Raw genomic sequence first — 24,918 nt, 5'->3', positions numbered from 1 at the left:
GCCGTCGAGGTCAACGCCGACTCGGCCGGGTTGACCTTGTTGCCGTCGCACGGGACGTGCGGCGTGCTCCGGCCCAGGACAATGGTCCTGGGCCGGAGTGGTGCGGTGGCTGTCGGCCTTGCGGATCAGACGATGTTGATGTCGCTGCACCACATGTAGGTCTGGTCCATGTGCGAGGCCTTCCAGATCACGAAGAGGACGTGCTGTCCGGTGCGCCCGGAGGTCGACACGTTGAACGAGATGTTCTGCGCCGGCGCGTACCGCCCGGTCTGCGTGACCAGGTCGATGTTGTTCCAACCGACGCGCTGGCTGCTCGGGTTGAACCCTTGCCGGGTGAGGTAGACCCGGAAGAAGTCAGCGCCGTGGCTGGCCTGGTCGTAGAACTGGAGCGTGAAGCTGCGGCTGACGGTGGTCGCCCGCCATGCTCCCGGCTGGTTCAGGGTGTCGTTCCTGGAGAGAGCGTTGCTGCACAGCTGGCCGTCGGGCGTACGGGCCTGGTACTGCCCGGCCAGGCCGTCGCGCAGCGCGCTCATCCAGTTCCACATGGGTGTCGGGGTTGGCCTGGAACGCCCGGTAGCACATCGGGTCCTGCGTCTGCATCGCCGGGTCCATGTGCCGGCTACCCCAGGACTGCCAGCACTGGTAGGCGCGAGACGCTGGGTTGATGACGGTGCCGTGGGCCTGGGCGGCGCCGGCCCAGGGCAGCATGCTGACCACCATGGTGAGCGTCAGGGCAAGCACCTGGAGGGGCCGACGGACGGCTGACCGGGACTGCCGGCCGGAGTGAGGGGGGTGGTGTGAACGCACGGTGCATCCTCCGTTCTGAAGCGCTCGCCCGGGACGGTATGGGAGCGCTTCCAGAAGTATCACATCAATCGCACCCGATATCAATGATCGTCTATTAGTATTGCGCGACTGATCGACCGACCGATTAGCTGCGCATCGCGGTGGGAAGGCGCGGATCCGGGAATGGGAGACGGTGGGACCGAGCCCGGCGATGCAGGCGCTGGCGGCCATGCTGCCGGCATGGCCCTGGTGATCTGCACCTGGGCCGTGACTGTGGTGAATAGTTTCAACGCATTCCGGCCAGTCAGCTGCTGGCGACGGAAGGCCGGTACGCACACATGGTCAATCCGCAGCCCCGGTCGTACCGGTAGTCACGCGGCGACCACGGCCCGGGGTACCGCCAACGGGAGCGGTGAGACACTGCCGAAACTGTTATCCCGGCGGACGCCGGGCGTCTCCTGTGCGGAGGCGTCGGCCCGGGTGTTCCGCCGCGCCTCGCCCGGTAGTGGTGCGATCACGTGGAGGAGTGGCAGGTATGCGACTGGCAGATCGGGGTGGAGCGGACACCAACCTGGTGATCGCCGCCCGTGCCGGCGATCCGCGGGCGCTCGATGCCCTGCTCGCGGTCTCCCTACCGCTCGTGTACAACGTGGTCGGCCGGGCATTGCGCGGGCACGCCGACGTCGACGACGTGGTCCAGGAAACCCTGCTGCGCGTCGTCCGGAACCTGCCCGGGTTGCGGGATCCCGCCGCGTACCGGTCCTGGCTGATCGCCATCGCCGTCCGCCAGGTACGCGACCGCGAACACTGGCGCCGCACCGCGCTCGACCGTACGTCCGATCTCGACGTGGCGTACGGGGTGCCCGATCCGGCCGGGGACTTCGCCGGCATGACGATTCTGCGGCTCGGCCTGACCGACCAGCGCCGGGAGGTCGCCGAGGCGACGCGCTGGCTGGACGAGGACGACCAGGCGTTGCTCGCCCTCTGGTGGCTGGAGGAGACCGGGGAACTGGACCGGGCCGAACTCGCCGCGGCCCTCGGCCTCACCCAGGGCCACGCGGCGGTGCGGATCCAGCGGATGAAGGAACAGGTGCAGGCGTCCCGGGGCGTGGTCCGCGCGCTGCGGCACTCCGCCTGTCCGGGCCTGGGCGAGTTGACCCGGAGTTGGGACGGCCGGCCCGGCCCGCTCTGGCGCAAGCGCCTGGCGCGTCACGTGCGGGAGTGCGCCCGCTGCGCCGGCGCCACCGGTGAGCTGGTCCCGATCGACCGGCTGCTCGCCGGGCTGCCGTTGCTGCCCCTGCCGCCCGGTGCCGCCGAGGCGATCCTGGCCAACCTGCCCCCGTCGACCGTCCCGCCCGTCGCCGCCGCCAGCCAGCACGTCGCGCCGGCCACCCCCCACGCCGAGCCGCCGGACCCGACGGCGGTCGAGGCGCTCGGGCGCACCGCCGCGCAGAGCAGCGGCGGTGCGCCCGGGGGTGCCCACGCGGTGCGCCCCCGGCTGAGCGGCCTCTTTCCGGTCGGGTCGGCCAAGGTCGCGGGTCCGATCGCCGTGGCCGTCACGGTCGCCGTACTGGCGGTCGGGGCGATCGTCGTGGCGCAGCGGACCGGCTCGGCACCCGCGCCGGTGGCGGCGCCGGCGGGCGAGGCACTGCCGGCGCCGAACCCGCCGGCCAGCCTGCCCCCGCCGACGCCGTCGGCCGCTCCCACGTCACCGGCGGCGAGCCCCACACCCAGACCAACCCCGACGGCGGTACGCCCCGCTGCCCCGCCGCCGGTCGTCACCTCGAAGAAGAAGGGCGTCGGCGTGTGGACCTTCGACGGCGTCAGCCGGGCGCTGGCCGACTCCGGCGCGAGTTGGTACTACACCTGGAACGTCGCGCACCCCGGCGTGACCACCCCGAGGGGCGCCGAGTTCGTCCCGATGATCTGGGGAGCGGACAGCGTCACCGCCGGCAACCTGCGGCAGGCCAGGCAGAACGGGCGGTACCTGCTCGGCTTCAACGAGCCGGACCTCGCCGGCCAGGCGGAGATGACTGTGGAGCGGGCGCTGGACCTGTGGCCGCAGTTGGAGGCGACCGGCCTCCCGCTGGGCAGCCCGGCGGTGGCCTGGGGCGGGGACCGGCCCGGCGAGTGGCTCGACCGCTTCATGACCGGTGTGCGGGAGCGCGGGTACCGGGTCGACTTCATCGCCCTGCACTGGTACGGCGGCGACTTCCGGACCGCCAACGCGGTGGACCAGCTCAGGTCGTATCTCCAGGCGGTGTACGACCGTTACCGGCTGCCGATCTGGCTCACCGAGTTCGCACTGATCGACTTCTCGAACGGGGTCCGGTTCCCGAGCCAGGCGCAGCAGGCGGCGTTCCTCACCGCGGCGACCCGAATGCTGGGCGGGCTGCCCTGGCTGCACCGGTACGCCTGGTTCGGCCTGCCCGCCACCGACAAGGACCAGACCGGCCTCTTCCGCACCGGCAGCGAGGCGACCGCGATCGGTCGCGCCTTCCGGGCCGCCGGCTGACGGCCGGTGCACGGGTGGCGATCACGGCAGGGTGAAGTCGAGCCGGGTGGTCTGGCCGGCGGTCACGGTCGCGGTCTGCGGTGCGCTGTCCCGCTCGTCGGTGCGGACCACGATCTCGTAGCGGCCCGGTGGAAGCCGCCACTCGTACCGCCCGGCGTCGCCGGTGAGGACGCCGATCTCGGGTATCGCGGGCGCCGGCTCGTCGAGCGGCCGGACCTGTACGGACGCCTCGCGGACCGGCTCGCCGGCGGCGGTGGTGGCGGTGCCGGTCACGGTGCCCATCGAGTCGGTGCGGGGTGGCGGCGGTGGCGGCCCGTCGTCCGAGACGGGGTAGTCGCCGCCGAACGCGAGCAGGCTCGCCCCGATCAGCAACGGCGCGGCGATCAGGAGTGCGAGCACCCCGAGGCGCGTCCTGCTCATGACGGCACTCCGCTGCGCTGCGTGCCGCCATGAGGCACCAATGCGCTGAGCCTGATGATTCGCTTGCTCCGCTCGCTCATGTCGGCGCTCCCTTTGGTAGTGGTGACGGACAGTTACTGGGACGTGCCGACGGTGACGGCGGTTCCGTGCGGATGGGCGGCTCGGCTGCCGGCCATCCGCACGGGTGGCTCGGGTCAGCCGTTACGCCAGGTGATCAGGTTGTTGAAGACGCTCTCCGTGATGCGGGTGCCGTGGTTGTTGGTGGAGTGCGGCGACGAGCCGTGCAGGCCGTACGCGTGGATCGCCAGCACGCACTGGCCCGTACAGAAGGAACTGCCGGCCGCCCGGGTCTGGTAGACCGGGCTGCCGCTCTGGCAGCCGAAGGTGTCGTTCTGGTAGAAGACCTGCCGGTCGTGGGTGACCTGGACGGTCTGCCCGGCGTGACGCCACTGCTGACCGAAGGTCTTGTCGCACGGGTAGCCGCTGACCGTGCTGGCGGTGCCGGTGAGCGTGGCGCCCTGCCACCAGAGGCCGAACCAGCCGGTGCTGTTGCCGGCGGCGCAGCTGAGCCGGATCGCCCCGTAGTCGTACGTCTCGTCGCCGTTCTGGGTCCAGCCGTTGACCGAGAGGAGCTGGGTCGCGGTGCAGGTGCCGTACGGTGTCGCCGTCCCGTTGCGGCCCGGGATGATCTGGAAGTCGCCGCGCGGGTAGAAGTTGTTCCCGCCGCCGCCGTTCTGGCCGCCGCCCGGGTGCACGCAGTGCCCGGCGGTGGCGATGATGCTCGGCCCGTACAGCCAGCCGGTGCAGCCCCAGGTGGTGCCCCCGGTGGTCCGGACGATCTGCACGATGGCGCTGGACGGGAAGACGGTGGTCGGGTCGACCCGGACCCGGTTGTCGGCGCCGATGACGCTCTGGATGCCGACCGACCCGCCGTCGGTCGCCGGGGGAAGGCCACCGGCGTCGAACCGGCTGCCTCCCGGACCGGCCTTACCGGTTCCGGCGGCGCCGGAGGTACCGGCTCCCCGGTTGCCGTCGACGCCCCGCTGCACGGTGGGCAGCGCGACCGCGGCGGGCAGGGCACCCGCGTCGGCGGTCGCGCCGTGCGCCCCGGCCCGAGCGGCGGTGGTCGAGGCGGCGGTGGTCGAGGCTTCGGCGGTCGGTGCGGCGGTGGCCGGTGCGGCGGCGAGCGCCGACGCCAGGACGGTGGTGAACCCGATCGCGAGGGTGATCCTCAGTCGGGTCGTGATGGACGGAGCGGGGGTCACGTGGGCCCTCCTCATCGAAGCTGGACGCTTTCGATGGGGAAGCTATATCGGCCAAACGGGCCTAGACGCGCCTCTGTCCGTCCGTCGACACCGACTACGTTCAGTTTCGGACAGAATGCGTACGGTGTCGGCGTGTCGCGCCACCGTCGCCGCTCGGCGGGTCCGAGCCGTCGGCTGGGCGACGCGGGTCAGAGCCGTTGGCCGGCGACGACCGAGAGGAGTCGGAGCTTCTCGTGGCTCTCGCTGCCGGGCGTGGCGGTGAAGACCTGCAACAGCTGCGACTGGTCCGGGTCGACGAGGACCTGGCAGTGCAGTTCGAGGAGCCCCAGCTCCGGGTGCTGGATGCGCTTCGGCGCGCAGTACGGGCCGGCCACCGGATGCTGCCGCCACAGCTCGGCGAACTCCGGGCTGCCGGCCAGCAGCGCATCGACGATCTCCGCGGCCCGGGAACCCCTTCCGTCCCGGGTGTACGCGCGATGCAGGTCCGAGGCGATCAGCCGGCTGTGCCGAGGATGATCCTGATCGGGGTAGCTGCGCCGGGCGTCCGGATCGGTGAACCAGCGGTAGTGCGCACTGCGGGCCAGTCCGGTGAAACTGGTCTCGTCGCCGAGCAGCGCGGTGGCCAGCCGGGTCTGGGTCAGCGTCTCGCCGAGGTCGCTCACCACCTGGGCGGCGACATCGCCGAGGCCGTCGAAGACGCGCATCATGCCCGGGTTGATGTGTTCGTTGCGCCGGACCCGCTGCGGCGCGGGATATCCGCCGAGCCGGAACAGGTGATCCCGCTCCGCCAGCGAGAGCCGCAGACCACGGGCGATCGAGGCGAGCATCTGCTCCGACGGCTGCGGGCCGCGCTGCTGCTCGATCCGGCTGTAGTAGTCGCTCGACATGTCGCTGAGGGCGGCGACCTCCTCGCGGCGTAGCCCACCGGTGCGCCGCCGTCGCTGCCCACGGGGCAGCCCGACGTCCTCCGGCTGGAGCGCCGCACGCCTGCTCCGCAGGAACTCGGCGAGTCGAGCGCGGTCCATGACGGCTCCTTCCGGTCCCCGGTCGTGGTTGCCTCGCCCCGGCCACCGAGGCGGCCTCGTTGCCTCGCCCCGGCCGCCGGGGCGGTCGTCGTTGACAACAACTGGCCCGTCGGGGCTGTTTCCGTGCCGACCGCCCCGGTGGCGGCGCGGCCAACCCCACGGCCGTGCCGCCACGGTGACATCGGCGGTGGGCGGGCAGCCATGTCACGGTTGTCCGGGGATCGGCGGCACCCCCGTCGAAGCCGGCTATCCACGGATCGACTGTGCCTGGTTGCCCCCCGCGCGACCAGCCAAGACTCGGATCCATGACGACCAACACGCACACACCCAACGGCCATTGGATCAACGGCGGGGTGGTCCCCGCCGGATCCGCCGACACCACGACCGTCATCAACCCCGCCACCGGTGAGATCGTCGCCGAGGTGCCCGCCGGCACCGCCGCCGACGTGGCCCGGGCCGTCGCCGCGGCCCGGGCCGCCTTCCCCGGCTGGGCCGCTACCCCGCCCGCCGAGCGCGCCGCCGTGGTGCGGCGGATCGGCGCCGGGCTGGGGGGTCGGAGCGAGGAGATCGCTGCCGCGATCACCGCCGAGATGGGCTCCCCGATCGCCATGTCCCGGACCGCCCAGATCGGCTTCCCGCTCGCGGTCGCCGAGTCGTTTGCCACGTTGGCCGGGGACTTTGCCTGGACCGAGGAGGTCGGCACCTCACTGGTCGTGCGCGAGGCGATCGGTGTGGTCGGCGCGATCACGCCGTGGAACTTCCCGCTCCAGCAGATCGTGTCGAAGCTGGCGCCCGCACTGGTCGCGGGCAACACCATGGTGTTCAAGCCCTCCGAGGTCGCGCCGCTGACGGCACGGATCCTCGCCGAGGTCACCGCCGAGGCGGGCCTGCCGGCCGGGGTCTTCAACGTGGTGTACGGCACCGGCGCGGTCGTCGGCGAGGCGATCTCGGCGCACCCCGACATCGACATGATCTCCTTCACCGGTTCCACCCGGGCCGGGAAGCGGATCTCCGCGGTCGCGTCCGAGACGGTCAAGCGGGTCGCGCTGGAGCTTGGCGGTAAGGGCGCGAACGTGATCCTGGACGACGCCGACCTGCCGCAGGCGGTGCAGACCGGGGTGATGATGGCGTTCGCCAACGGTGGCCAGGTCTGCGGTGCCTGGCCACGGATGCTCGTGCCGGCGTCCCGGCACGACGAAGCTGTGGCGTTGGCCGTCGCGGCCGCCGCCGCGTACACCGTCGGCGACCCGACCGACGAGACCACCCGGATCGGCCCGATGGCCTACGAGGCACACCGGGAGAAGGTCGACGGCTACATCGAGCATGGCATCGCCGAGGGCGCGACGCTCGTGTTCGGTGGCCCCGGCCGGCCGGAGGGGCTGGAGAAGGGCGCGTACGTCCGCCCGACGATCTTCGCGAACGTCGACCCGAACTCCACCATCGCCCAGGAGGAGATCTTCGGCCCGGTGCTGACGATCATCCCGTACGCGGACGAGGACGAGGCCGTCGCGATCGCCAACGGCACCCTGTACGGCCTCACCTCCGGCGTCTTCGGCGAGCCCGAGCACGCTCTCGCCGTCGCCATGCGGCTGCGCGCCGGTCAGGTCGACGTCAACGGCGGCCAGTGGAACCCGCTCGCCCCGTTCGGCGGCTACAAGCAGTCCGGCAACGGCCGCGAGTTCGGCCGGGCCGGCCTCGAGGAGTTCCTGGAGACCAAGGCCATCCAGCGCTGATCCGCGCATCGCGGCCGGCGGAACCCACGGTGGTTCCGCCGGCCGCGGGCGGTTGATGGAAGGAGTTCCGCCATGAGTGCTCGCGCCGAGCCCGCCGTGGGCCGCAGCGCGGTCGCGGTCCTCGCGGTGGCGACGTTCGGCTTCGCCGTCACGCAGACCGCGATCGTCCCGTCGCTGGACGCGATGGCCACGGCGTTCGCGGCATCCCGTACGGACGTGGCGTGGACGCTGAGCGCCCACCTCGTCTCGGCGGCCGTGTGGACCCCGGTGATGGGCCGGCTCGGCGACATGTTCGGCAAGCGCCGGCTGCTGGTCGTCGCCCTGCTGCTGTTCGCCGCCGGGTCCGTCGTGGCCGCGGCCGGTCCCGGACTCGGCTGGGTGGTGGCGGGACGGATCATCCAGGGCGCCGGCGGCGGCATCTTCCCGCTCGGCTTCGGCATCGCCCGCGACGTACTGCCGCCGCGCCGGCTGCCGGGCTCGATCGGCCTGCTCTCCGCGATCTCCGGGATCGGCGCCGGCCTCGGTCTGGTGGTCGGTGGGCTGCTCACCGACCACGCCACGTACCGGTGGATCTTCTGGCTCGGTGCCGGTGTCGCCGCGCTCTCGACGCTGGCGGTCTGGCTCTTCCTGCCGGCGTCGTCGCGCCGCGCGGGCGGCACCGTCGACGTGCGGGGCGCGGTGCTGGTGGAAGGGCGCACCCCGGATCCGCTGGTGCACATCCCGGCGCTGGTGCGGCCCACGGTCCTGCTGACCAACGTGGCCACCGTCTTCGTCGCCTTCGGGATGTTCGGCGCGTTCGTCCTGCTCCCGCAGATCGCCCAGGCGCCGACCGCGACCGGGTACGGCCTCGGCGTGAGCGCCACCGTGGCCGGCCTGTTGCTGCTGCCGGGAAGCCTCGCGATGCTGGTGACCGGCCCGCTCTCCGGCCTGTTGGGCCGGCGCTTCGGTGCCCGGCTGAGCCTGGTGCTCGGCGCGCTCGTCACCGCCGCCGGCCTGTTCCTGCTAGCCCGCGACCTGGGTCGCCTGCCGGCGTTGCTCGGCTACAGCCTGGTGGTCTTCGCGGGGATCGGCCTCGCGCTCGCCGCGATGCCCAACCTCGTCATCGAGGCGGTCCCCGCCGGGCGGACCGGCCAGGCGACCGGCGTGAACGCCCTCGTCCGCTCGGTCGGGTCGGCGCTGGGCGCGCAGATCGCCGCCACGGTCGTCGCGGCGAGCGCGCTCCCGGGTGGTTCGCCCACGGCCGCCGGGTACGGCCGGGCGTTCCTGCTCGCCGGCCTGGCCAGCGTCGCCGCCGCCCTCGTGGGCGCACTCATACCCAACGGGCGGGCGACCGGCGCGGGGCGCGTGGTGGTGGGGCGGTCTCAGCAGACGCGGGCGGGGGTGGGGACCGCCTCGGGGCCGGCCTGATCGATCGCGGTGAGGCTGCCGATCGTGGTGGCGGCGATGTTGCGCAGGCCGTCCTCGGTGAAGAACGCCTGGTGCCCGGTAATCAACACGTTGGGGAAGGTGGTGAGCCGGGCGAAGTCGTCGTCGCCGAGGACCCGTTCGGAGCGGTCCTCGAAGAACAGGTCGCTCTCCTCCTCGTACACGTCGAGGCCGAGGTAGCCGATCCGGCCGCTCTTGAGCCCGTCGATGACGGCCCGGGTGTCCACCAGCGCGCCCCGGCCGGTGTTGATCAGCATCGCGCCCTCGTGGAGCAGGGGGATCCGCTCGGCGTCGATCAGGTGCCAGGTGTCCGGGGTGAGCGGGCAGTGCAGGGTGACGATGTGCGACTCGGCGAGCAGCCGCTCCAGCGGGACGTACTCGACCCCGGCGGCGACCGCCGCGTCGTTCGGGTATGGGTCGCTGGCCAGCACCCGGCAGCCGAAGCCGGCCATGATCTGGGCGACGCAGATGCCGATCCGCCCGGTGCCGACGATCCCGACCGTACGGCCGTGCAGGTCGAAGCCGAGCAGCCCGGTGAGGGCGAAGTTGTGTTCGCGTACCCGGTTGTGGGCGCGATGGATCTTGCGGTTGAGGGCGAGCATCAGGCCGACGGTGTGCTCGGCCACGGCGTGTGGAGAATACTCCGGCACGCGTACCACGGTCAGTCCCAGCTTGTTCGCGGCGGCCACGTCGACGTTGTTGAAGCCGGCCGAGCGCAACGCCGCCACCCGGACGCCGGCCCCGGCGAGCTGGTCGAGCACCTCGGCGCAGAGGTCGTCGTTGACGAAGGCGCAGACCGCGTCCGACCCCTCGGCCAACCGGGCGGTCTGCGCGGTGAGCCGTGGCTCCAGGAAGATCAGGTCGTGACCGGCCGCGGCGTTGGCCGCGGTGAGAAACTCCCGGTCGTACGGCTTCGTGCTGAACACCGCCACTCGCATGGGCCACCTCCACCCTCACGCTACGGCGGAGCGCCCGCGCGGGGGCAGGGTCTTGCGGCCCTCGCCCCGATGTCCCTGGGCGGTGGTCAGCCCAGCTGGGCGTCGATGTCGGCCAGCTCCTCGGGGGTGAGGTCGAGGTGGTGCACCGCGGCGACGTTCGCCTCCAGCTGGGGCACGCTGCTGGCGCCGATGATGAGGCTGGTCATCCGGGGGTCGCGCAGCGCCCAGGCGAGCGCGAGCTGCGCGAGGGACTGCCCGCGCCGCTGGGCGATCGCGGCGAGCCCACGGATGGTGGCCAGCCGCTGCTCGCTCACGTCGCTCTCGTCGAGGAAGACGCTGGTGCGGACCCGGGAGTCGGCCGGGATGCCGTCGAGGTAGCGGTCGGTGAGCAGGCCCTGGGCGAGCGGACTGTACGCGATGCAGCCCGCGCCGACGCGCTCCAGCGTGTCCAGCAGCCCGTCCTCCTCGGTCCACCGGTTGAACATCGAGTACGCGGGCTGGTTGATCAACAGCGGCGTACCCAGGTCGCGCAGGATCGCCGCGGCCCGCTGGGTCTGCTCGGAGTCGTAGTTGGAGATGCCGACGTAGAGGGCCTTACCGGAGCGGACGACGGCGTCCAGGGCGCCCATCGTCTCCTCCAGCGGCGTGTCCGGGTCGTACCGGTGGCTGTAGAAGATGTCGACGTAGTCCAGGCCGAGCCGGCGCAACGACTGGTCGAGCGAGGAGACGAGATACTTGCGCGAACCCCACTCGCCGTACGGGCCGGGCCACATCAGGTAGCCGGCCTTGCTGGAGATGACCAGCTCGTCGCGGTACGGCTTGAGGTCACCGGCCAGCATCCGGCCGAAGTTCTCCTCGGCGGCACCAGGCGGTGGCCCGTAGTTGTTGGCCAGGTCAAAGTGAGTGACGCCAAGATCGAAGGCGCGGCGGACGATGTCCCGCTGGCGCTCGAAGGGGCGGTCCGGCCCGAAGTTGTGCCAGAGGCCGAGTGAGATCGCCGGCAGCCGCAGCCCGCTGGCTCCGCTGCGCCGGTAGGTCATCTGGTCGTAGCGCGCGTCGGCGGCGAGGTAGGTCACGATCATGACCATAGTCCGCCACCGGCCGCCCGGCACCTGTCCGGTGCCTACCTCACCGGTTGGGCCTCGCTCGGCTGCCGCGAGGCCGGCCCGCCGAGGTGGCTGGGCCCCGCCGAGGTGGCGGGTCGGGCGGGTGGTCGTTGGGTGCTGTCGAGCTGAGGGCGTAAACGAATCACGCCGTCCCCGCCGGTCGCCGCCGACCGACGGCGGGCAGTTGGCCGTGCCGGGTCGCGGTCGTCAGCTCGCGGGCCGCGTAGCTGCGCAGCACGCGTCGGACCCGCCGTGAGAGCACAAACGGTTCAGCTCGACAGCGTCGGAAGGGCAGTAGGGCAACCGGACCCGGCTCTCCAGTGACGGGCGGCCGAGGCCGTCATCAGCCCTGCTCATCCTCGTCGGCCGCCGGTCGCGGCCGCCGGTATTCGGCGATCCAGGCTTCGACGTCGGACTTGAGCCAGACCTTGGTGGCCCGCAGCTCCTGGTAGGGCCTGGGGAAGCTGGGTCGCATCGCGATCTGCTGGAAACGTGAGCGCGTTACCCCGAGTCGCTGGGCAATCTCCCACGGCCCCATCAGCTCGCCCGGTCCCTCGGCCATGACTCGAACGTATGCACAACTTCATCTCCCCGATTGGGGAGCCCTGATCGGGGGTGTACATGTTGACAGGGTAGTGGTGGGTGGGGTGGGATCGGGGTGTGCCGGCAGGGCCGGGGGAGGAGACACCTGATGCAGCGACACGCACCCGTCAAGCCGATGTGGTTCTGTGCGGCGTGCGCGCATCCCTGGCCCTGCGGGGTGGCCCGGTTGCACCTGGCCGCCGAGTACGTCGGCAAGGGCCGGGCGTTCGCCATCGAGATGGCCGAACTGCTCTGGGAGGCGACCGCCGACCTCGAACGCATCGGCGGCAACCCGGACGGCTTCGAGCTGTACGGCCGCTTCCTCGGCTGGATCCGGCGGGCGAGTCGCCCGCCGGACCCGGGTGCCGCGACCGACTGAGTTGGGCCGGTGCGTGGCGGTGCGGGCGCGCCCGGCGGATCGGCGGTCATCGTGCTCTGTGGCGGGTACGGTCGATGCCATGCGCTACGTGCGGCTCGACACCCCGAAACCCCTGTCCAAGATCGGTCTCGGTACCTGGCAGTTCGGCTCGCGGGAGTGGGGCTACGGCCCCGACTACGAACGGCTGGCGACGGACATCGTCCGGCGCGCCGTCGAGTTGGGTGTCACCCTCTTCGACACCGCCGAGATCTACGGCTTCGGCCGCAGCGAACGGATCCTCGGCGCGGCCCTGGCCGCCGACCGGGGCAAGGTCACCGTGGCCACCAAGATCCTTCCGGTGTTGCCGGTCGCGTCGGTGGTGCAGCAGCGCGCGGTCGCCTCGGCGGCCCGGCTCGGCGTCACCAGCATCGACCTCTACCAGGTGCACTCGCCCAACCCGTTGGTCGGCGACCACCGGACCATGCGGGGCATGCGCGCGTTGCAGGACGTCGGCCTGGTCGGCGAGGTCGGGGTGAGCAACTACAGCCTGCGCCGCTGGCAGGTGGCCGAGGCGGCGCTGGGCCGGCGGGTGCTGAGCAATCAGGTCCGCTACAGCATGCTCGACCGTAAGCCGGAGGAGGATCTACTGCCGTACGCGGCGCAGGCCGGGCGGCTGGTCATCGCGTACAGCCCGCTGGCGCAGGGCTTCCTCTCCGGGAGGTACGACGCGCACCACCCCCCGGTCGGCGCGATCCGCCGGGCCAACCCGTACTTCCTGCCGGAGAACCTGGAACGCGGCACCGCGCTGATCGAGACGCTGCGCCAGGTGGCCGCCGCGCACGACGCCACGCCGAGCCAGATCGCCCTGGCGTACGTGCTGCGGCACCCGAACGTGGTGGCCATCCCCGGTGCGTCCACCGTGGAGCAGCTGGAGCGCAACGCGGCCGCCGCCGAGATCGACCTGACCGAGGACGAGTACGCCGCGCTGGTCAACGCGACGCGGGCGTTCCGCCCGGTCACCGGGCTGGCCGCCGTACCTCGTCTGATCAAGGCCCGCGCCGGCCGCTGATCGTCGGGTCAGGGTAGGTCGCGGGCGTAGCATACGGAGAGCGGCTCATCGACGTATGGCCCGAAGTTGTCGATGCGTCGGTAGCCCTCACGCTCGTAGAAGCGCATCGCGTCGGGCTGGGCGGTGCCGGTCTCCAGCAGCAGGGTGCGTACGCCCGCGTTGCCGGCGGCCCGCTCCAGGGCGCGCAGGATGGCGGTCGCCACGCCGGTGCCCCGGGCCGATGGGGTGACGTACATCCGCTTGATCTCGGCGGAGTCGTCGGCGAGGAAGCGCAGGCCGCCGCAGCCCAGGGCGGTGCCGTCGCCGTCCCGGGCGATCAGGAAGACGCTGACGGTCTCCGCCGTGGGCTCGGCGCCCGGCTCGTGGTCGTCGGAGCCGTAGCGGGCGTCGAGTTCGGCGCGCTGGGCGTCGCGCAGCCGGGCCGCGTCGGCCGACCCCCAGGGTTCATGATCGATGGAGAGCACCGCGCGCCGTTCCGTCACAGGCGCTACCGTAACGCGCGCCCCACCACCGCCACACTCCTCGTTGATCATGAAGTTGTTGTCGCGACACGCCGTGGTGAGTGGCAACAACTTCATGATCAACGCGTGGGTGGCGGGGTGTGTGGTGAGCTAGCGTTGGGCGGGTGAGTGCACCGTCTACGACATCATCGGTCCCGCCGGCCGACCTGCCCGGCACGCTGGGCGCGCTGCGCGCCGCCGGTCACCGCTACCGCACCGTCAAGCAGGAACTGCGGGACAACCTGCTGGCCCGCCTGCGCGACGGCGGTCCGCGCTTCGCCGGCATCGTCGGGTACGACGACACCGTCCTGCCCGAGGTGGAGCGGGCGCTGCTCGCCGGGCACGACATGGTGCTGCTCGGCGAGCGGGGCCAGGGCAAGACCCGGCTGATCCGGTCGCTGGTGACGTTGCTGGACGAGTGGACCCCGGTGATCACCGGGTCGGTGCTCAACGAGCACCCGCTGCACCCGGTGACACCGGCGTCGCGGGCGCTGGTCGCCGAGGCCGGCGATGATCTTCCGGTCGGCTGGCTGCACCGCTCGATGCGCTACGGCGAGAAGCTGGCCACGCCGGACACCAGCGTCGGCGACCTGATCGGCGACGTCGACCCGGTCCGGCTGGCCCAGGGGCGCACGCTCGGCGACCCGGAGACGATCCACTTCGGGCTGGTGCCGCGTACCAACCGGGGCATCTTCGCGGTCAACGAGCTGCCGGACCTGGCCGAGCGGATCCAGGTGGCGCTGCTCAACGTGCTGGAGGAGCGGGACATCCAGGTGCGCGGCTACCAGCTCCGGCTGCCGCTGGACCTGCTCCTGGTGGCCAGCGCCAACCCGGAGGACTACACCAACCGGGGCCGGATCATCACCCCGCTCAAGGACCGGTTCGGCGCCGAGATCCGGACCCACTACCCGACCGATCTGGAGCTCGAACTGGCGCTGATCCGGCAGGAGGCCGATCTGGTCGCCGAGGTGCCGGAGCACGTGCTGGAGGTGCTCGCCCGGTTCGCCCGCGCGGTGCGCGAGTCGCCGTCGGTGGACCCCCGCTCCGGCGTCTCCGCCCGGTTCGCGATCGCCGCCGCGGAGACGGTCGCCGCCGCCGCGCTGCGCCGGGCCAGCCTGCTCGACGCCGTGGCACCGGGAGCGCCGGCCGAGCCCTTCCTTGCACCCGAGGCGGTGGCACGGGTGGGCGACGCGGTGTCGGTGACGTCGACGCTGCGCGGCAAGGTGGAGTTCGAGAGCGGCGAGGAGGGCCGGGAGGTCGAGGTCCTCGGTCACCTGCTGCGGACCGCCACCGCCGAGACGTTCCGGGCCCGGCTGGCCGGGCTGGACCTGTCGGGGTTCACCGCCCTCGTCGACGACGGGCAGGCGATCGAGACCGGTGAGCTGGTGCCGGCCGGCGAGTTGCTGCGGCAGGTGGGCACGGTGCCGGGGCTGGCCAAGGTGCTCGACCGGCTCGGCATCGGCGACGCGCCGAGCACCGGGCAGGCCGCCGCGGCCGTCGAGTTCGTCCTGGAGGGGCTGCACCTGAGCCGCCGGCTGGGCAAGGACGTCACCGACTCCGGGCGTACCCGCTACGGCGGTCGGGACTGAGCATGGCCGGCAACCGGTTCCGGTACGGGCAGTGGCGCGGCGGCCCCGATCCGCTGGCGTCACCGTACGACGTGCGGGCCGCGGTGGATCAGGTCGGCGCGGAGGTGCTGGCCGGCGGCAGCCTGCGCGACGCGCTGCGGGACCTGCTGCGCCGGGGCCTGCAGGGGCACGGCGGGCTGGACGGGTTGACCGCCCGCGCCCGCCGGCTGCGGCGGGAGGCGCTGCGCCGGGGTGACCTGGACGGCGCGGTGACCCGGGCGCGGGCCCTGCTCGACCAGGCCCTCGCCGCCGAGCGGGACGAGCTGGCCGGCCGGCAGGACGAGGCGGCGCGGTTCGCCGAGACGGTGCTGGACAATCTGCCCCGCTCCACCGCACAGGCGGTACGGGAGCTGTCCGGCTACCCGTGGGCGAGCGACGAGGCCCGGCAGAACTACCAGCGGATCCTCGACGGGCTGCGCGACGACGTGCTCGGCCAGCGCTTCGCCGGGCTGCGCGACTCGGCGCGGCTGGCGGCCGACCCGGCGGTGCAGGCGCGGGTGGCCGAGATGATGCGGGACCTCAACGCCCTGCTGGCCCGGCACGCCCGCGCGGAGGACACCACCGACGCGTTCGCCGAGTTCATGCGCCGGCACGGCGAGTTCTTCCCGGAACGGCCGAGCAACGTCGACGAGCTGATCGACGTGCTGGCCCGCCGCGCGGCGGCCGGCCAACGGTTGATGAACTCGCTGTCGGAGCGGCAGCGCGAGGAGCTGGCGGGTCTGATGCGCGAGTCCCTCGGCGACCGGCTCGATTCGGAGCTGGCCGCGCTGGAGGCGAACCTGCGGGCGTTGCGGCCCGACCTGCGCTGGGGTCGCGGCGAGCGGACGCAGGGCGGCGGCCGGCCGCTGGGCTACGGCGAGGCGACCGGGGCGCTCGACGAGGTCGCCGAGCTGGACGACCTGCTCGACCAGCTGGGCCAGACGCACCCCGGGGCGACCCTGGACGACATCGACGTCGACGCGGTGGCCCGGACGCTGGGCCGCGACGCGGCCGACGACGTACGCCGGCTGCGGGAGCTGGAGCGGGAGCTGCGCCGGCAGGGGTGGGTGAGCCGCGACGCCGAGGGCCTGACCCTGAGCCCGAAGGCGCTGCGCCGGCTCGGCGGCACCGCGCTGCGGCAGGTCTTCGCCGAGTTGACCGCCGGCCCGCGAGGGCAGCACGACCTGCGTTCGGCCGGGGCGGCCGGCGAGGTGACCGGGGCGTCGCGGCCCTGGGAGTACGGCGACGAACAACCGTTGGACGTGGTGCGGACGCTGACCCGGGCGGTCCGCCGGGCCGGCCCGGGCGTGCCGGTGCAGCTGGCCGTCGAGGACTTCGAGGTCGTCGAGACCGAGCGGCGGGCCTCGGCGGCGGTGGCGCTCTGCGTCGACCTGTCGTACTCGATGATCTCGCAGGGGCGCTGGGGGCCGATGAAGCAGACGGGACTGGCCCTGGCGCACCTGATGGCGACCCGGTTCCCGCAGGACGCGCTCCAGATCATCGGCTTCGGCCGGGAGGCGGCGACGCTGACCCGGCAGGAGTTGGCGGCGGTCGAGCCGGACCTGACGCAGGGCACCAACCTGCAACACGCGTTGCGGCTGGCCGGGCGACACCTGCGACGCCACCCGGACGCGGAGCCGGTGGTGCTGGTGGTCACCGACGGGGAACCGACCGCCCACCTGGACCCCGACGACGGGGAGGCGCTCTTCGCGTGGCCGTCGTCGCCGGAGACGATCGAGGCGACCATCCGGGAGGTGGACCGGCTCGCCCGGTACGGTGCGACGCTGAATCTCTTCATGCTCGGCGACGATCCCGGTCTGCGCCGGTTCGTCGAGGCGGTCGCCCGGCGCAGCGGTGGCCGGGTGTTCACGCCGGACGCCGACGACCTCGGCGAGTACGTGGTCAGCGACTACCTGCGGGCCCGCCGAGGCCGCCGCCGCTAGCTCCCACCTTCGGGGGAGCGGCGGAAGGCGCGGCGGTACGCCGACGGGGCGACGCCGATGCGCAGGTGCAGCTGCTGGCGCAGGGCGGCGGTGGTGCCGAAGCCGCTGCGCCGGGCGATCTGCTCGACGGTCAGGTCGGTGCTCTCCAGCAGTAGCCGGGCGTGGTCGGTGCGCTCGTGCAGCAGCCACTGGGCCGGGCTCAGCCCGGTCTCGGCGCGGAACCGGCGGGTGAAGGTGCGCACGCTCATCCGCGCCTGCCCGGCCAGTTTGCGCAGGCTCACCGGCTCGTGCAGCCGCTCGCGGGCCCACTGCCGGGCCACGGCGGTACTGGTGTCGGGCGCCTGCGGCACCGGGCGTTCGATGTACTGGGCCTGACCGCCGTCGCGCCACGGTGGCATGACGCACCGGCGGGCGGCCTGGTTGGCCACCTCGCTGCCGTGATCGGCGCGGACCACGTGCAGGCACAGGTCGATGCCGGCGGCGACGCCGGCCGAGGTGAGCACCCGGTCGTCGGCCACGAAGAGCACGTCGGGGTCGAGGTCGACCTGCGGGTACAGCCGGCGGAAGCGGTCGGCGTGCCCCCAGTGGGTGGTGGCGCGCCGACCGTCGAGCAGGCCGGCGGCGGCCAGCACGAAGGCGCCGGTGCAGATCGACATGATCCGGGCGCCCCGGTCGTACGCGGCCCGCAGCGCCGCGGCCACCTCGGGCTCGATGGCGTCGTGGCGGAGCAGGGCGTCGCCGTACATCCCGGGCACGATCACCGTGTCGGCCCGGTCCAGCAGCTCCAGCCCGTGGTCGGGCAGCACCTGGAAGCCGGCGGAGCTGCGGACCGGCCGCCCACCGGGGGTGCAGGTGTCGACGGCGTAGTAGTGGCGGTTGTCGGCGTCCCGGGCGGTGCTGAAGACCTGAGCGGGGGTGCCCAGGTCCAGGCCGACCACCTGGTCCACGGCGAGGACGGCGATCCGGTGCGGAGTCATGGCCCGATTATTGCGCAACGTGGCTCACCGGCCACTCGCCGGGCAGGGCCGGCCCGCCGCAGACTCGCCTGGTGAATCGAACTGCCCGCCTGCATCCGGCCTGGATCGTCGCCGCCGTCGCCTTCCTGGCGCTGGTCGGCGCCGCCGGGTTCCGGGCCACTCCGTCGGTGCTGCTGCACCCGCTGCACGCCGAGTTCCGCTGGCCGCTGGCCACCATCTCCGCCGCCGTCTCGGTGAACCTGCTCCTCTACGGGTTGACCGCGCCGTTCGCCGCGGCCCTGATGGACCGCTTCGGCATCCGCCGGGTGGTGGCCGCCGCGCTGGTCCTGGTCGCCGTCGGCAGCGGGCTGACCGTCTTCATGACCGCCAGTTGGCAGCTCATCGCCTGCTGGGGCGTGCTGGTCGGGCTGGGCACCGGGTCGATGGCGCTGGCCTTCGTCGCCACGGTCACCGGACGCTGGTTCGTGCGCCGCCGTGGCCTGGTCACCGGTGTGCTCACTGCCGGCGGGGCGGCCGGCCAGCTGGTCTTCCTACCGCTGCTGGCGCTGCTGGTCGACGCGTACGGCTGGCGGTCGGCGGCACTGGTGGTCGCGGGGGCGGCGCTGCTGGTCGTACCGCTGGTGCTGCGGCTGTTGCGGGAGTACCCGGCGGATCTCGGCCTGCCGCCGTACGGCGCGGCGGAGGTGGTGCCGCCGAGCAGGCCGGCGGGCGGGGCCGCCGCCCGTGCCGTGGGCGCCCTGGCCCAGGCGGCGCGCACCCGGCCGTTCTGGCTGCTCGCCGCCGGCTTCGCGATCTGCGGCGCGACCACCAACGGCCTGGTCGGTACGCACTTCGTGCCCGCCGCGCACGATCACGGGATGCCGCAGACCACGGCCGCCGGCCTGCTGGCCCTGGTCGGGCTCTTCGACATCGTCGGCACGATCGCCTCCGGTTGGCTCACCGACCGGTACGACCCCCGGCTGCTGCTGGTGGCGTACTACGCGTTGCGCGGCGGGTCGCTGCTGGTGCTGCCCGGCCTCTTCGCGGCCACCGCCGAGCCGAGCATGCTGGTCTTCATCATCTTCTACGGCCTGGACTGGGTCGCCACGGTGCCGCCGACGGTGGCCCTCTGCCGGGAGTACTTCGGCGCGTCCGGCGCGGTCGTCTTCGGCTGGGTCTTCGCCTCGCACCAGCTCGGCGCGGCGGTCGCGGCCACCGGCGCGGGACTCATCCGCGACCAGCTCGGCACCTACCACCTGGCCTGGTACGCGGCGGGAATGCTGTCGGTGGGCGCGGCGGTGCTGTCGCTGATGCTGCTGCGCCAGCGCGGTGCCGTGTTCGGCGAGCCGCAGCCGGTGGCCGTCGCGCCCCGCGCCTGGAGCTACCGTGGCTGACCAGCTGGAGGCGGGGTGTAGCGCCCAGTGTCACTGCACGGCCCAGCGCTGCGCCGGGTTGCCGTCGCAGGGCGCCTGGATGATGTCGTCGCCGGCTGCGGCGCCGCCGTCGCGGACCTGGGCGCACTTGCCGCTGTGCACGGCCACCAGCACGGTCGCGCCGTCGCCGACCGGTTGCAGCCGCCACTGCTGGTTGCCGTCGCCGTGGCAGCCGAACTGCTGCAACCGGGCGCCGTCGTCGCCGCTGTGACCCTCGACGTCGAGGCACTGGTTGTGGGCGGCGTTGGTCAGCGTGACCGTGTCCGGGTCGAACGGGTTGACCACCCACTGCTGCTCCGGCCCGCCGCTGCACGCGGCCAGCGTGGCGACGGCCCGCTCGCCATCGCCGTCGAGGCCGAGGCAGAGGCCCGAGCCGACGCCGCGGAACACCTTCGGCCCGACGATCGCGTCCGGGTCGGCGCTGGGGGTGGGCGAGGGAGTCGGTTCGGCCGGTGCCGTGCTGGGCTCCGGTTCGGTGTCGGTGGGGCTGGGCGGTGCCGGTGTCGGGCGGGGCGCGGCCACCGTCGGTGCCGGCGTCGGGTCGCCGCCGCCGAGCACGCCGGTGGCGAACAGCACCCCCAGCAGTACGCCGACCAGCCCGACCGCCAGCGCCGTGAGCACCAGCGGGTCGCGGGGCGGCCCGGCGCGGCTGCTGCCGTAGACGGTGCCCGATCCATCGGTTTCCGACATGCCGGCATCCTGGCCCACCGGGGCCGGCGCGGGCCAGCCACCCCCACCGACGGTGACTCCGTCGACGCGGGAAACCGGGATCCGGGGAACTGGGAACGCCGCCCGTGGACATCCCGCCACTGTCACCCGTGGCGCGTAGAGTGATCTCATGCAGGCCGTGCGTGATCATGACCTGGCGGTAGCCCAGCTGCGACGGTCATACGAGGCGGTGCCAGCCGGCCAGCCGGTGCGGTTGGCGAAGCGCACCTCCAACCTGTTCCGCCCGCGCAGCGCCCCCAGCTCGGGGCTGGACGTCAGCGGGTTGGGCGGGGTGCTGGGCATCGATCCGGTCGCCCGCACCGCCGACGTGCAGGGCATGTGCACCTACGAACGGCTCGTCGAGGCGACCCTCGCGCACGGCCTGATGCCGCTGGTGGTGCCGCAGCTGCGCACCATCACCCTCGGTGGGGCGGTGACCGGGCTGGGCATCGAGTCGACCTCGTTCCGCAACGGCCTGCCGCACGAGTCGGTGATCGAGCTGGACGTGCTCACCGGTGCCGGCGAGGTGGTCACCGCTCGGCCGGAGGGCGAGCACGCCGACCTGTACGCTGCGTTCCCCAACTCGCTGGGCAGCCTCGGCTACGCCACCCGGCTGCGGATCGAGCTGCAACCGGTCCGCCGCTACGTGGCACTGCGCAACCTGCGGTTCACCAGCCTGACCGAGCTGACCGGGGCGATCGGCGAGATCGCCGCCACCCGCGCCTGGGCCGGCGAGAGCGTCGACGCGATGGACGGGGTGATGTTCAGCCCCGGCGAGGCGTACCTCACCCTGGCGACCTTCACCGACGACGTGTCCGGGGTCTCCGACTACACCGGGCAGGACATCTACTACCGCTCGCTGCGGCGGCGCCCGCATGACGCGCTGACCACCCACGACTACCTGTGGCGGTGGGACACCGACTGGTTCTGGTGCTCGGCGGCGTTCGGCGCGCAGCACCCGGTGGTGCGGCGGTTATGGCCGGCCCGGTGGCGGCGCAGCGACGTCTATCACCGCATCGTGCGCCTGGAGCACCGGCACCGGGTGGCCGCCCGGATCGACCGGTGGCGCGGCCAGCCGGCCCGGGAGCGGGTCGTGCAGGACGTGGAGGTTCCGTTGGCGCGCACCGCCGAGTTTCTGCACTGGTTCGCCCGGCGGGTCGGGATGACACCGGTGTGGTTGTGCCCGCTGCGGCTCCGTGAGCCGGCGGGCGCGGGATCGGCCCGGTCCTGGCCGCTGTATCCACTGCGGCCGGGGCAGGACTACGTCAACATCGGGTTCTGGGGGAGCGTGCCGATCGCCGAGGGCGCCGCCGACGGCGACGTCAACCGAGAGATCGAGCGCGCGGTGTCGGAGGCGGGCGGGCACAAGTCGCTCTACTCCGACGCGTACTACGACCGGGAATCGTTCGACCGGCTCTACGGCGGCGGGACGTGGCGCGCCGTGCGGGAGCGGTACGACCCGGAGCATCGGCTTACCGGACTGTACGAGAAAGCGGTAGCACGAGCATGAGCGAGCGAATCATCAGGCTCAGCGCGGTGGTGCCTCATGGCGGCACGGAGCGAAGCGGAGTGCCGGCATGAGCCTCACCGACCGAAGCCAGGGAGCGGCAGGCGCTCCCGCCACACCGCCCCCGGGGGGCCGGCGGCATGGACCGACCGTGGCGGACATCGTCCGGGCGGTGACCTCGGGCCCTCTGCCGGTTCGCGTGACCGGGTACGACGGCAGTGCCATCGGCCCGACCGACGCCGGGATCACCCTGTCGATCCGATCCGAACGAGGGCTGTCGTACCTCCTCACCGCGCCGGGCGACCTCGGCATGGCGCGCGCGTACGTCAGTGGTGACCTGGCCCTGGAGGGTGTGCACCCGGGCGACCCGTACGAGGCGTTGCGGGTGCTCAAGGACGAGCTGCGGGTGCGGCCACCGGCGCTGGCCGAAGGGCTGGCCCTGGTGCGAGGGCTGGGCTGGGAGCGGCTGCTGCCGCCGCCGGCTCCGCCGCAGGAGGCGTTGCCGCGCTGGAAGCGGATCATGGGCGGGTGGCGACACTCGCGGACCCGCGACAGCACCGCCATCTCGCACCACTACGACGTGTCGAACGCGTTCTACGAGAAGGTGCTCGGCCCGTCGATGACGTACACCTGCGCGGTGTTCCGTAGCCCCGACGACACGCTGGAGCAGGCCCAGGCGAGCAAGTACGACCTGGTCGCCGGCAAGCTCGCGCTGCGGCCGGGGATGCGGCTGCTGGACGTGGGCTGCGGCTGGGGCGGCATGGTCCGGCACGCCGCCCGCGAGTACGGCGTGCGGGCGCTCGGGGTGACGCTGTCGCGGGCGCAGGCGCAGTGGGCGCAGGCGGCGATCGAGCGGGAGGGGCTGACCGGGCTGGCCGAGGTGCGGCACCTGGACTACCGCGACGCACCGCGCGAGCAGTTCGACGCGGTCTCCTCGATCGGTCTGACCGAGCACATCGGGGTCCGCAACTATCCGGCCTACTTCGGCTTCCTGCGCAACCGGCTGCGACCGGGCGCACGGCTGCTCAACCACTGCATCACCCGGGCGGACAATCGGGCGCCGCACCGCTCGGGCGCCTTCATCGACCGGTACGTCTTCCCCGATGGCGAGTTGGCGGGGCCGGGCCGGTTGATCAGCGAGATCCACGACGCCGGGCTGGAGGTGCACCACGAGGAGAACCTGCGCCAGCACTACGCGCTGACGCTGGCCGCGTGGTGTCGCAACCTGGTGACCCAGTGGGACTTCTGCGTCTCCGAGGTGGGTGCGGGCACGGCCCGGGTGTGGGGGCTCTACATGGCCGGCTCGCGGCTGGCCTTCGAGCGCAACGGCATCCAACTGCACCAGGTCGTGGCGACGCGCAACGGCCAGGACGCGGTGAACGGCTATCCGCTGCGCCCCGACTGGCTGCCCTGACCCGCTGACCGATCCGAAGGCCGCGCCGGATATCGCCGGCGCGGCCTTCGTCGACCCTATTGACAAGGAAGTTTTTTACGTACAAGCTGATTTTGCCATGAGGGATGTCCTGTACCTGGAGCAGATCGAGCAGGCCGAGGCGCTGCTCAAGCCGCAGCGCGTCGAGATCCTGCGGCAGTTGGCCGAGCCGCGCACCTGCACCGAGGTGGCCGCCCGGCTGGAGCAGACGCCGCAACGCGTCTACTACCACGTCAAGCAACTCGTCGGGGCCGGGCTGGTCGAGCAGGTCGACCAGCGCAAGGTCCGCGGCATCACCGAGGGCATCTACCAGGCCGTCGCCCGGTCGTACTGGCTCTCGCCCCGCGTGGTGGGGCGGATCGGTCTGCGCCGGGCGCGCGACGAGCTGAGCCTGGGCTACCTGCTGGACCTGATGGAGGAGGTCCAGGCGGACGTCGCCGCCCTGGATCGCACCGCGCCGGAGCTGCCCTCGATCGGTGTCTCCGGTGAGATCCGCGTGCCGGCGGAGCGCCGGCAGGAGTTCCTGCACGACCTGCAGTCCACGCTGCAGGACCTGTTCACGCGCTACGGCGGCGCCGAAGGTGACGCCTTCAAGCTCGCCGTGGCCTGCTACCCGAAGGAAATCGACCGTGACTGAACCGATGATCGTCGCCGCCCGACTCGCCGTGCCGGTCGCGCGGGTCCGCCAGGCCCTGACCGACCCGGCCGAGCTGCGCGTCTGGCTGGCCGAGCACGCCGAGGTCGAGCTGCCCGAGCGGTACGAGTTCTGGGGCCGGTACACGCCCGAGGGTGACGCGCCGCACCAGCGGCTGCTGCACGCCGACGACGACCGGCTGCGCTTCGCCTGGCTGCTCGACGGCGTGGAAACCACCACCGAGATCACCCTGCGTCCGGACGGGCCGGACGCGACCGTACTGCGGCTGTCCCAGACCCACTTCGACTTCAACGACGTGATCAACGGCACCAGCATCCGGGGCGTCCTGGAGACCTACTGGGCTCTGGCGATCGCCAACCTCGAATCCCACCTGGCCGGCAACCCGCTGCTCCCGAAGACGGACTTCACCCGTACCGACTTCCGGGGCGAGCTGGTGATCGCCGCCCCGGCCGACAAGGTGTGGGAGTCGCTGACCGACTCCGAGCAGGCCAGCGCCTGGTTCGGCTACCCGATCGGCATCGAGCCCTGGGTCGGCGGCCGGTACGCCATGGGCGGCTTCGAGAGCGGCCATGCCGCCAAGGTGGTCGACCTGGAGCCCGGCCGGCGGATATCCGTCGACTGGGGACCGTCCGGCGTCACCACCTGGGAACTGGCCGAGTCCGAGGGGAAGACGAAGCTGACCTTCGTGCAGAGCGGCTTCGACGAGCAGAACCCGCCGTACGCGGCCTGGTCCGGGTCGGTCAGCGGGCTGGCCGAACTGCGGCGCTTCCACGAGGTGCCGGACTGGCAGCCGTTCTGGCTGCCCGGAGAGGCCGCCCCCACCGGTTGAGCCGCCCCGACCACGACCGCCCATCACTAACCGTCACCGAAGCTTACGCCCGCCGAATCCCTCTGCGGACCCTTTGCTCTGCTTACCTATACGCACCGGTTGCTCTAGGTAGTCGACGACAGAAGC

General features: G+C 72.6%; 22 protein-coding genes and 1 pseudogene. 12 read left to right on the top strand and 11 right to left on the bottom strand.

Annotated features, from left to right (window positions below; all coding sequences use genetic code 11):
• Window positions 1-125: 125 nt before the first annotated feature.
• Both O7615_RS03750 and O7615_RS03745 read right to left on the bottom strand, forming a co-directional pair.
• On the bottom strand, window positions 126-545 hold the full coding sequence (locus O7615_RS03750) for a lytic polysaccharide monooxygenase (protein ID WP_347405065.1): 420 nt from the start codon (window positions 543-545) through the stop codon (window positions 126-128).
• Between the two features lie 85 nt (window positions 546-630).
• Window positions 631-708, bottom strand: a pseudogene (locus O7615_RS03745) (cellulose-binding protein); the annotation flags it as partial.
• Between the two features lie 613 nt (window positions 709-1,321).
• Between O7615_RS03745 and O7615_RS03740 the strand changes: the two are divergent.
• On the top strand, window positions 1,322-3,301 hold the full coding sequence (locus O7615_RS03740; RefSeq protein ID WP_278175815.1) for a sigma-70 family RNA polymerase sigma factor: 1,980 nt from the start codon (window positions 1,322-1,324) through the stop codon (window positions 3,299-3,301).
• Window positions 3,302-3,322: 21 nt separating this feature from the next.
• On the opposite strand, the gene O7615_RS03735 is transcribed toward O7615_RS03740, so the two are convergent.
• The 3 genes from O7615_RS03735 to O7615_RS03725 all read right to left on the bottom strand — a co-directional run bounded on the left by O7615_RS03735 (window position 3,323) and on the right by O7615_RS03725 (window position 6,011).
• Complete coding sequence (locus O7615_RS03735) at window positions 3,323-3,721, bottom strand: carboxypeptidase-like regulatory domain-containing protein (protein WP_278175813.1); 399 nt, start codon at window positions 3,719-3,721, stop codon at window positions 3,323-3,325.
• 194 nt (window positions 3,722-3,915) lie between these two features.
• Window positions 3,916-4,986: a trypsin-like serine protease gene (locus O7615_RS03730; RefSeq protein ID WP_278175812.1), complete on the bottom strand. Its 1,071-nt coding sequence runs from the start codon at window positions 4,984-4,986 to the stop codon at window positions 3,916-3,918.
• A 188-nt stretch (window positions 4,987-5,174) separates the two neighbouring features.
• Entirely contained in the window at window positions 5,175-6,011 is an 837-nt protein-coding gene (locus O7615_RS03725; protein ID WP_278175810.1) for a helix-turn-helix transcriptional regulator, read from the bottom strand.
• Between the two features lie 305 nt (window positions 6,012-6,316).
• Here O7615_RS03725 and O7615_RS03720 point away from each other — a divergent pair, with 305 nt between their 5' ends.
• Entirely contained in the window at window positions 6,317-7,744 is a 1,428-nt protein-coding gene (locus O7615_RS03720; RefSeq protein WP_278175808.1) for an aldehyde dehydrogenase family protein, read from the top strand.
• Window positions 7,745-7,816: 72 nt separating this feature from the next.
• Entirely contained in the window at window positions 7,817-9,151 is a 1,335-nt protein-coding gene (locus tag O7615_RS03715) for an MFS transporter (protein ID WP_278175806.1), read from the top strand.
• On the opposite strand, the gene O7615_RS03710 is transcribed toward O7615_RS03715, so the two are convergent.
• From O7615_RS03710 to O7615_RS03700, 3 genes are all read right to left on the bottom strand, one after another.
• Window positions 9,106-10,107: a 2-hydroxyacid dehydrogenase gene (locus O7615_RS03710; protein ID WP_278175804.1), complete on the bottom strand. Its 1,002-nt coding sequence runs from the start codon at window positions 10,105-10,107 to the stop codon at window positions 9,106-9,108. The genes O7615_RS03715 and O7615_RS03710 overlap by 46 nt on opposite strands.
• Window positions 10,108-10,193: 86 nt before the next feature.
• On the bottom strand, window positions 10,194-11,189 hold the full coding sequence (gene mgrA, locus O7615_RS03705) for an L-glyceraldehyde 3-phosphate reductase (RefSeq protein ID WP_278175802.1): 996 nt from the start codon (window positions 11,187-11,189) through the stop codon (window positions 10,194-10,196).
• Window positions 11,190-11,556: 367 nt separating this feature from the next.
• Window positions 11,557-11,775: a hypothetical protein gene (locus tag O7615_RS03700; RefSeq protein WP_278175801.1), complete on the bottom strand. Its 219-nt coding sequence runs from the start codon at window positions 11,773-11,775 to the stop codon at window positions 11,557-11,559.
• 129 nt (window positions 11,776-11,904) lie between these two features.
• Between O7615_RS03700 and O7615_RS03695 the strand changes: the two genes are divergently transcribed.
• Together O7615_RS03695 and O7615_RS03690 are read left to right on the top strand one after the other, a co-directional pair.
• Window positions 11,905-12,174, top strand: coding sequence for a flavin reductase (locus tag O7615_RS03695; RefSeq protein WP_278175800.1), 270 nt, complete (start codon window positions 11,905-11,907; stop codon window positions 12,172-12,174).
• A 79-nt stretch (window positions 12,175-12,253) separates the two neighbouring features.
• Entirely contained in the window at window positions 12,254-13,222 is a 969-nt protein-coding gene (locus O7615_RS03690; protein ID WP_278175799.1) for an aldo/keto reductase, read from the top strand.
• Between the two features lie 8 nt (window positions 13,223-13,230).
• On the opposite strand, the gene O7615_RS03685 is transcribed toward O7615_RS03690, so the two are convergent.
• Complete coding sequence (locus tag O7615_RS03685) at window positions 13,231-13,686, bottom strand: GNAT family N-acetyltransferase (RefSeq protein ID WP_278181965.1); 456 nt, start codon at window positions 13,684-13,686, stop codon at window positions 13,231-13,233.
• Between the two features lie 161 nt (window positions 13,687-13,847).
• On the opposite strand from O7615_RS03685, the gene O7615_RS03680 reads away from it, so the two are divergent.
• Both O7615_RS03680 and O7615_RS03675 read left to right on the top strand, forming a co-directional pair.
• Entirely contained in the window at window positions 13,848-15,311 is a 1,464-nt protein-coding gene (locus O7615_RS03680) for a sigma 54-interacting transcriptional regulator (RefSeq protein WP_278175798.1), read from the top strand.
• Between the two features lie 2 nt (window positions 15,312-15,313).
• On the top strand, window positions 15,314-17,272 hold the full coding sequence (locus O7615_RS03675; protein ID WP_278175797.1) for a VWA domain-containing protein: 1,959 nt from the start codon (window positions 15,314-15,316) through the stop codon (window positions 17,270-17,272).
• Here the strand turns inward: O7615_RS03675 and O7615_RS03670 are convergent.
• Window positions 17,269-18,249 carry a DJ-1/PfpI family protein gene (locus O7615_RS03670; RefSeq protein ID WP_278175795.1) on the bottom strand — a complete coding sequence of 327 codons (981 nt, stop codon included), beginning with the start codon at window positions 18,247-18,249 and terminating at the stop codon, window positions 17,269-17,271. The two genes, O7615_RS03675 and O7615_RS03670, sit on opposite strands and share 4 nt — an antisense overlap.
• Before the next feature lie 71 nt (window positions 18,250-18,320).
• Here O7615_RS03670 and O7615_RS03665 point away from each other — a divergent pair, with 71 nt between their 5' ends.
• Window positions 18,321-19,622 (top strand): MFS transporter, encoded by a 1,302-nt coding sequence (locus O7615_RS03665; RefSeq protein ID WP_278175793.1) that lies wholly within the window; start codon window positions 18,321-18,323, stop codon window positions 19,620-19,622.
• Between the two features lie 30 nt (window positions 19,623-19,652).
• On the opposite strand, the gene O7615_RS03660 is transcribed toward O7615_RS03665, so the two are convergent.
• Window positions 19,653-20,351, bottom strand: coding sequence for an RICIN domain-containing protein (locus O7615_RS03660; protein ID WP_278175792.1), 699 nt, complete (start codon window positions 20,349-20,351; stop codon window positions 19,653-19,655).
• Window positions 20,352-20,499: 148 nt separating this feature from the next.
• Between O7615_RS03660 and O7615_RS03655 the strand changes: the two genes are divergently transcribed.
• The 4 genes from O7615_RS03655 to O7615_RS03640 all read left to right on the top strand — a co-directional run bounded on the left by O7615_RS03655 (window position 20,500) and on the right by O7615_RS03640 (window position 24,792).
• Window positions 20,500-21,879, top strand: coding sequence for an FAD-binding oxidoreductase (locus tag O7615_RS03655; RefSeq protein WP_278175791.1), 1,380 nt, complete (start codon window positions 20,500-20,502; stop codon window positions 21,877-21,879).
• A 67-nt stretch (window positions 21,880-21,946) separates the two neighbouring features.
• Window positions 21,947-23,290 (top strand): class I SAM-dependent methyltransferase, encoded by a 1,344-nt coding sequence (locus O7615_RS03650; protein ID WP_278175789.1) that lies wholly within the window; start codon window positions 21,947-21,949, stop codon window positions 23,288-23,290.
• A gap of 97 nt (window positions 23,291-23,387) precedes the next feature.
• Window positions 23,388-23,945: a helix-turn-helix domain-containing protein gene (locus O7615_RS03645; protein ID WP_278175787.1), complete on the top strand. Its 558-nt coding sequence runs from the start codon at window positions 23,388-23,390 to the stop codon at window positions 23,943-23,945.
• The gene (locus O7615_RS03640) at window positions 23,938-24,792 is read left to right on the top strand and encodes an SRPBCC domain-containing protein (protein ID WP_278175786.1); all 855 of its coding nucleotides are present in this window, start codon (window positions 23,938-23,940) and stop codon (window positions 24,790-24,792) included. The genes O7615_RS03645 and O7615_RS03640 overlap by 8 nt, the downstream gene beginning before the upstream one ends.
• The last annotated feature ends 126 nt before the right edge of the window (window positions 24,793-24,918 follow it).

It is taken from the genome of Micromonospora sp. WMMD1082, assembly GCF_029626175.1.
GTDB lineage: Bacteria > Actinomycetota > Actinomycetes > Mycobacteriales > Micromonosporaceae > Micromonospora.
The sequence above is the reverse complement of the archived record's forward strand: the minus strand, read 5'-3'. Positions and strand labels throughout refer to the sequence as shown.

Bases quoted from the DNA above. Each gene is read 5' to 3' on its own strand.
- O7615_RS03750 (WP_347405065.1), bottom strand. From the start codon at position 545: ATGTGGAACTGGATGAGCGCGCTGCGCGACGGCCTGGCCGGGCAGTAC.
- O7615_RS03740 (WP_278175815.1), top strand. From the start codon at position 1,322: ATGCGACTGGCAGATCGGGGTGGAGCGGACACCAACCTGGTGATCGCC.
- O7615_RS03735 (WP_278175813.1), bottom strand. From the start codon at position 3,721: ATGAGCAGGACGCGCCTCGGGGTGCTCGCACTCCTGATCGCCGCGCCG.
- O7615_RS03725 (WP_278175810.1), bottom strand. From the start codon at position 6,011: ATGGACCGCGCTCGACTCGCCGAGTTCCTGCGGAGCAGGCGTGCGGCG.
- O7615_RS03720 (WP_278175808.1), top strand. From the start codon at position 6,317: ATGACGACCAACACGCACACACCCAACGGCCATTGGATCAACGGCGGG.
- O7615_RS03715 (WP_278175806.1), top strand. From the start codon at position 7,817: ATGAGTGCTCGCGCCGAGCCCGCCGTGGGCCGCAGCGCGGTCGCGGTC.
- O7615_RS03710 (WP_278175804.1), bottom strand. From the start codon at position 10,107: ATGCGAGTGGCGGTGTTCAGCACGAAGCCGTACGACCGGGAGTTTCTC.
- mgrA (WP_278175802.1), bottom strand. From the start codon at position 11,189: ATGATCGTGACCTACCTCGCCGCCGACGCGCGCTACGACCAGATGACC.
- O7615_RS03700 (WP_278175801.1), bottom strand. From the start codon at position 11,775: ATGGCCGAGGGACCGGGCGAGCTGATGGGGCCGTGGGAGATTGCCCAG.
- O7615_RS03695 (WP_278175800.1), top strand. From the start codon at position 11,905: ATGCAGCGACACGCACCCGTCAAGCCGATGTGGTTCTGTGCGGCGTGC.
- O7615_RS03690 (WP_278175799.1), top strand. From the start codon at position 12,254: ATGCGCTACGTGCGGCTCGACACCCCGAAACCCCTGTCCAAGATCGGT.
- O7615_RS03675 (WP_278175797.1), top strand. From the start codon at position 15,314: ATGGCCGGCAACCGGTTCCGGTACGGGCAGTGGCGCGGCGGCCCCGAT.
- O7615_RS03670 (WP_278175795.1), bottom strand. From the start codon at position 18,249: ATGACTCCGCACCGGATCGCCGTCCTCGCCGTGGACCAGGTGGTCGGC.
- O7615_RS03660 (WP_278175792.1), bottom strand. From the start codon at position 20,351: ATGTCGGAAACCGATGGATCGGGCACCGTCTACGGCAGCAGCCGCGCC.
- O7615_RS03655 (WP_278175791.1), top strand. From the start codon at position 20,500: ATGCAGGCCGTGCGTGATCATGACCTGGCGGTAGCCCAGCTGCGACGG.
- O7615_RS03650 (WP_278175789.1), top strand. From the start codon at position 21,947: ATGAGCCTCACCGACCGAAGCCAGGGAGCGGCAGGCGCTCCCGCCACA.
- O7615_RS03645 (WP_278175787.1), top strand. From the start codon at position 23,388: ATGAGGGATGTCCTGTACCTGGAGCAGATCGAGCAGGCCGAGGCGCTG.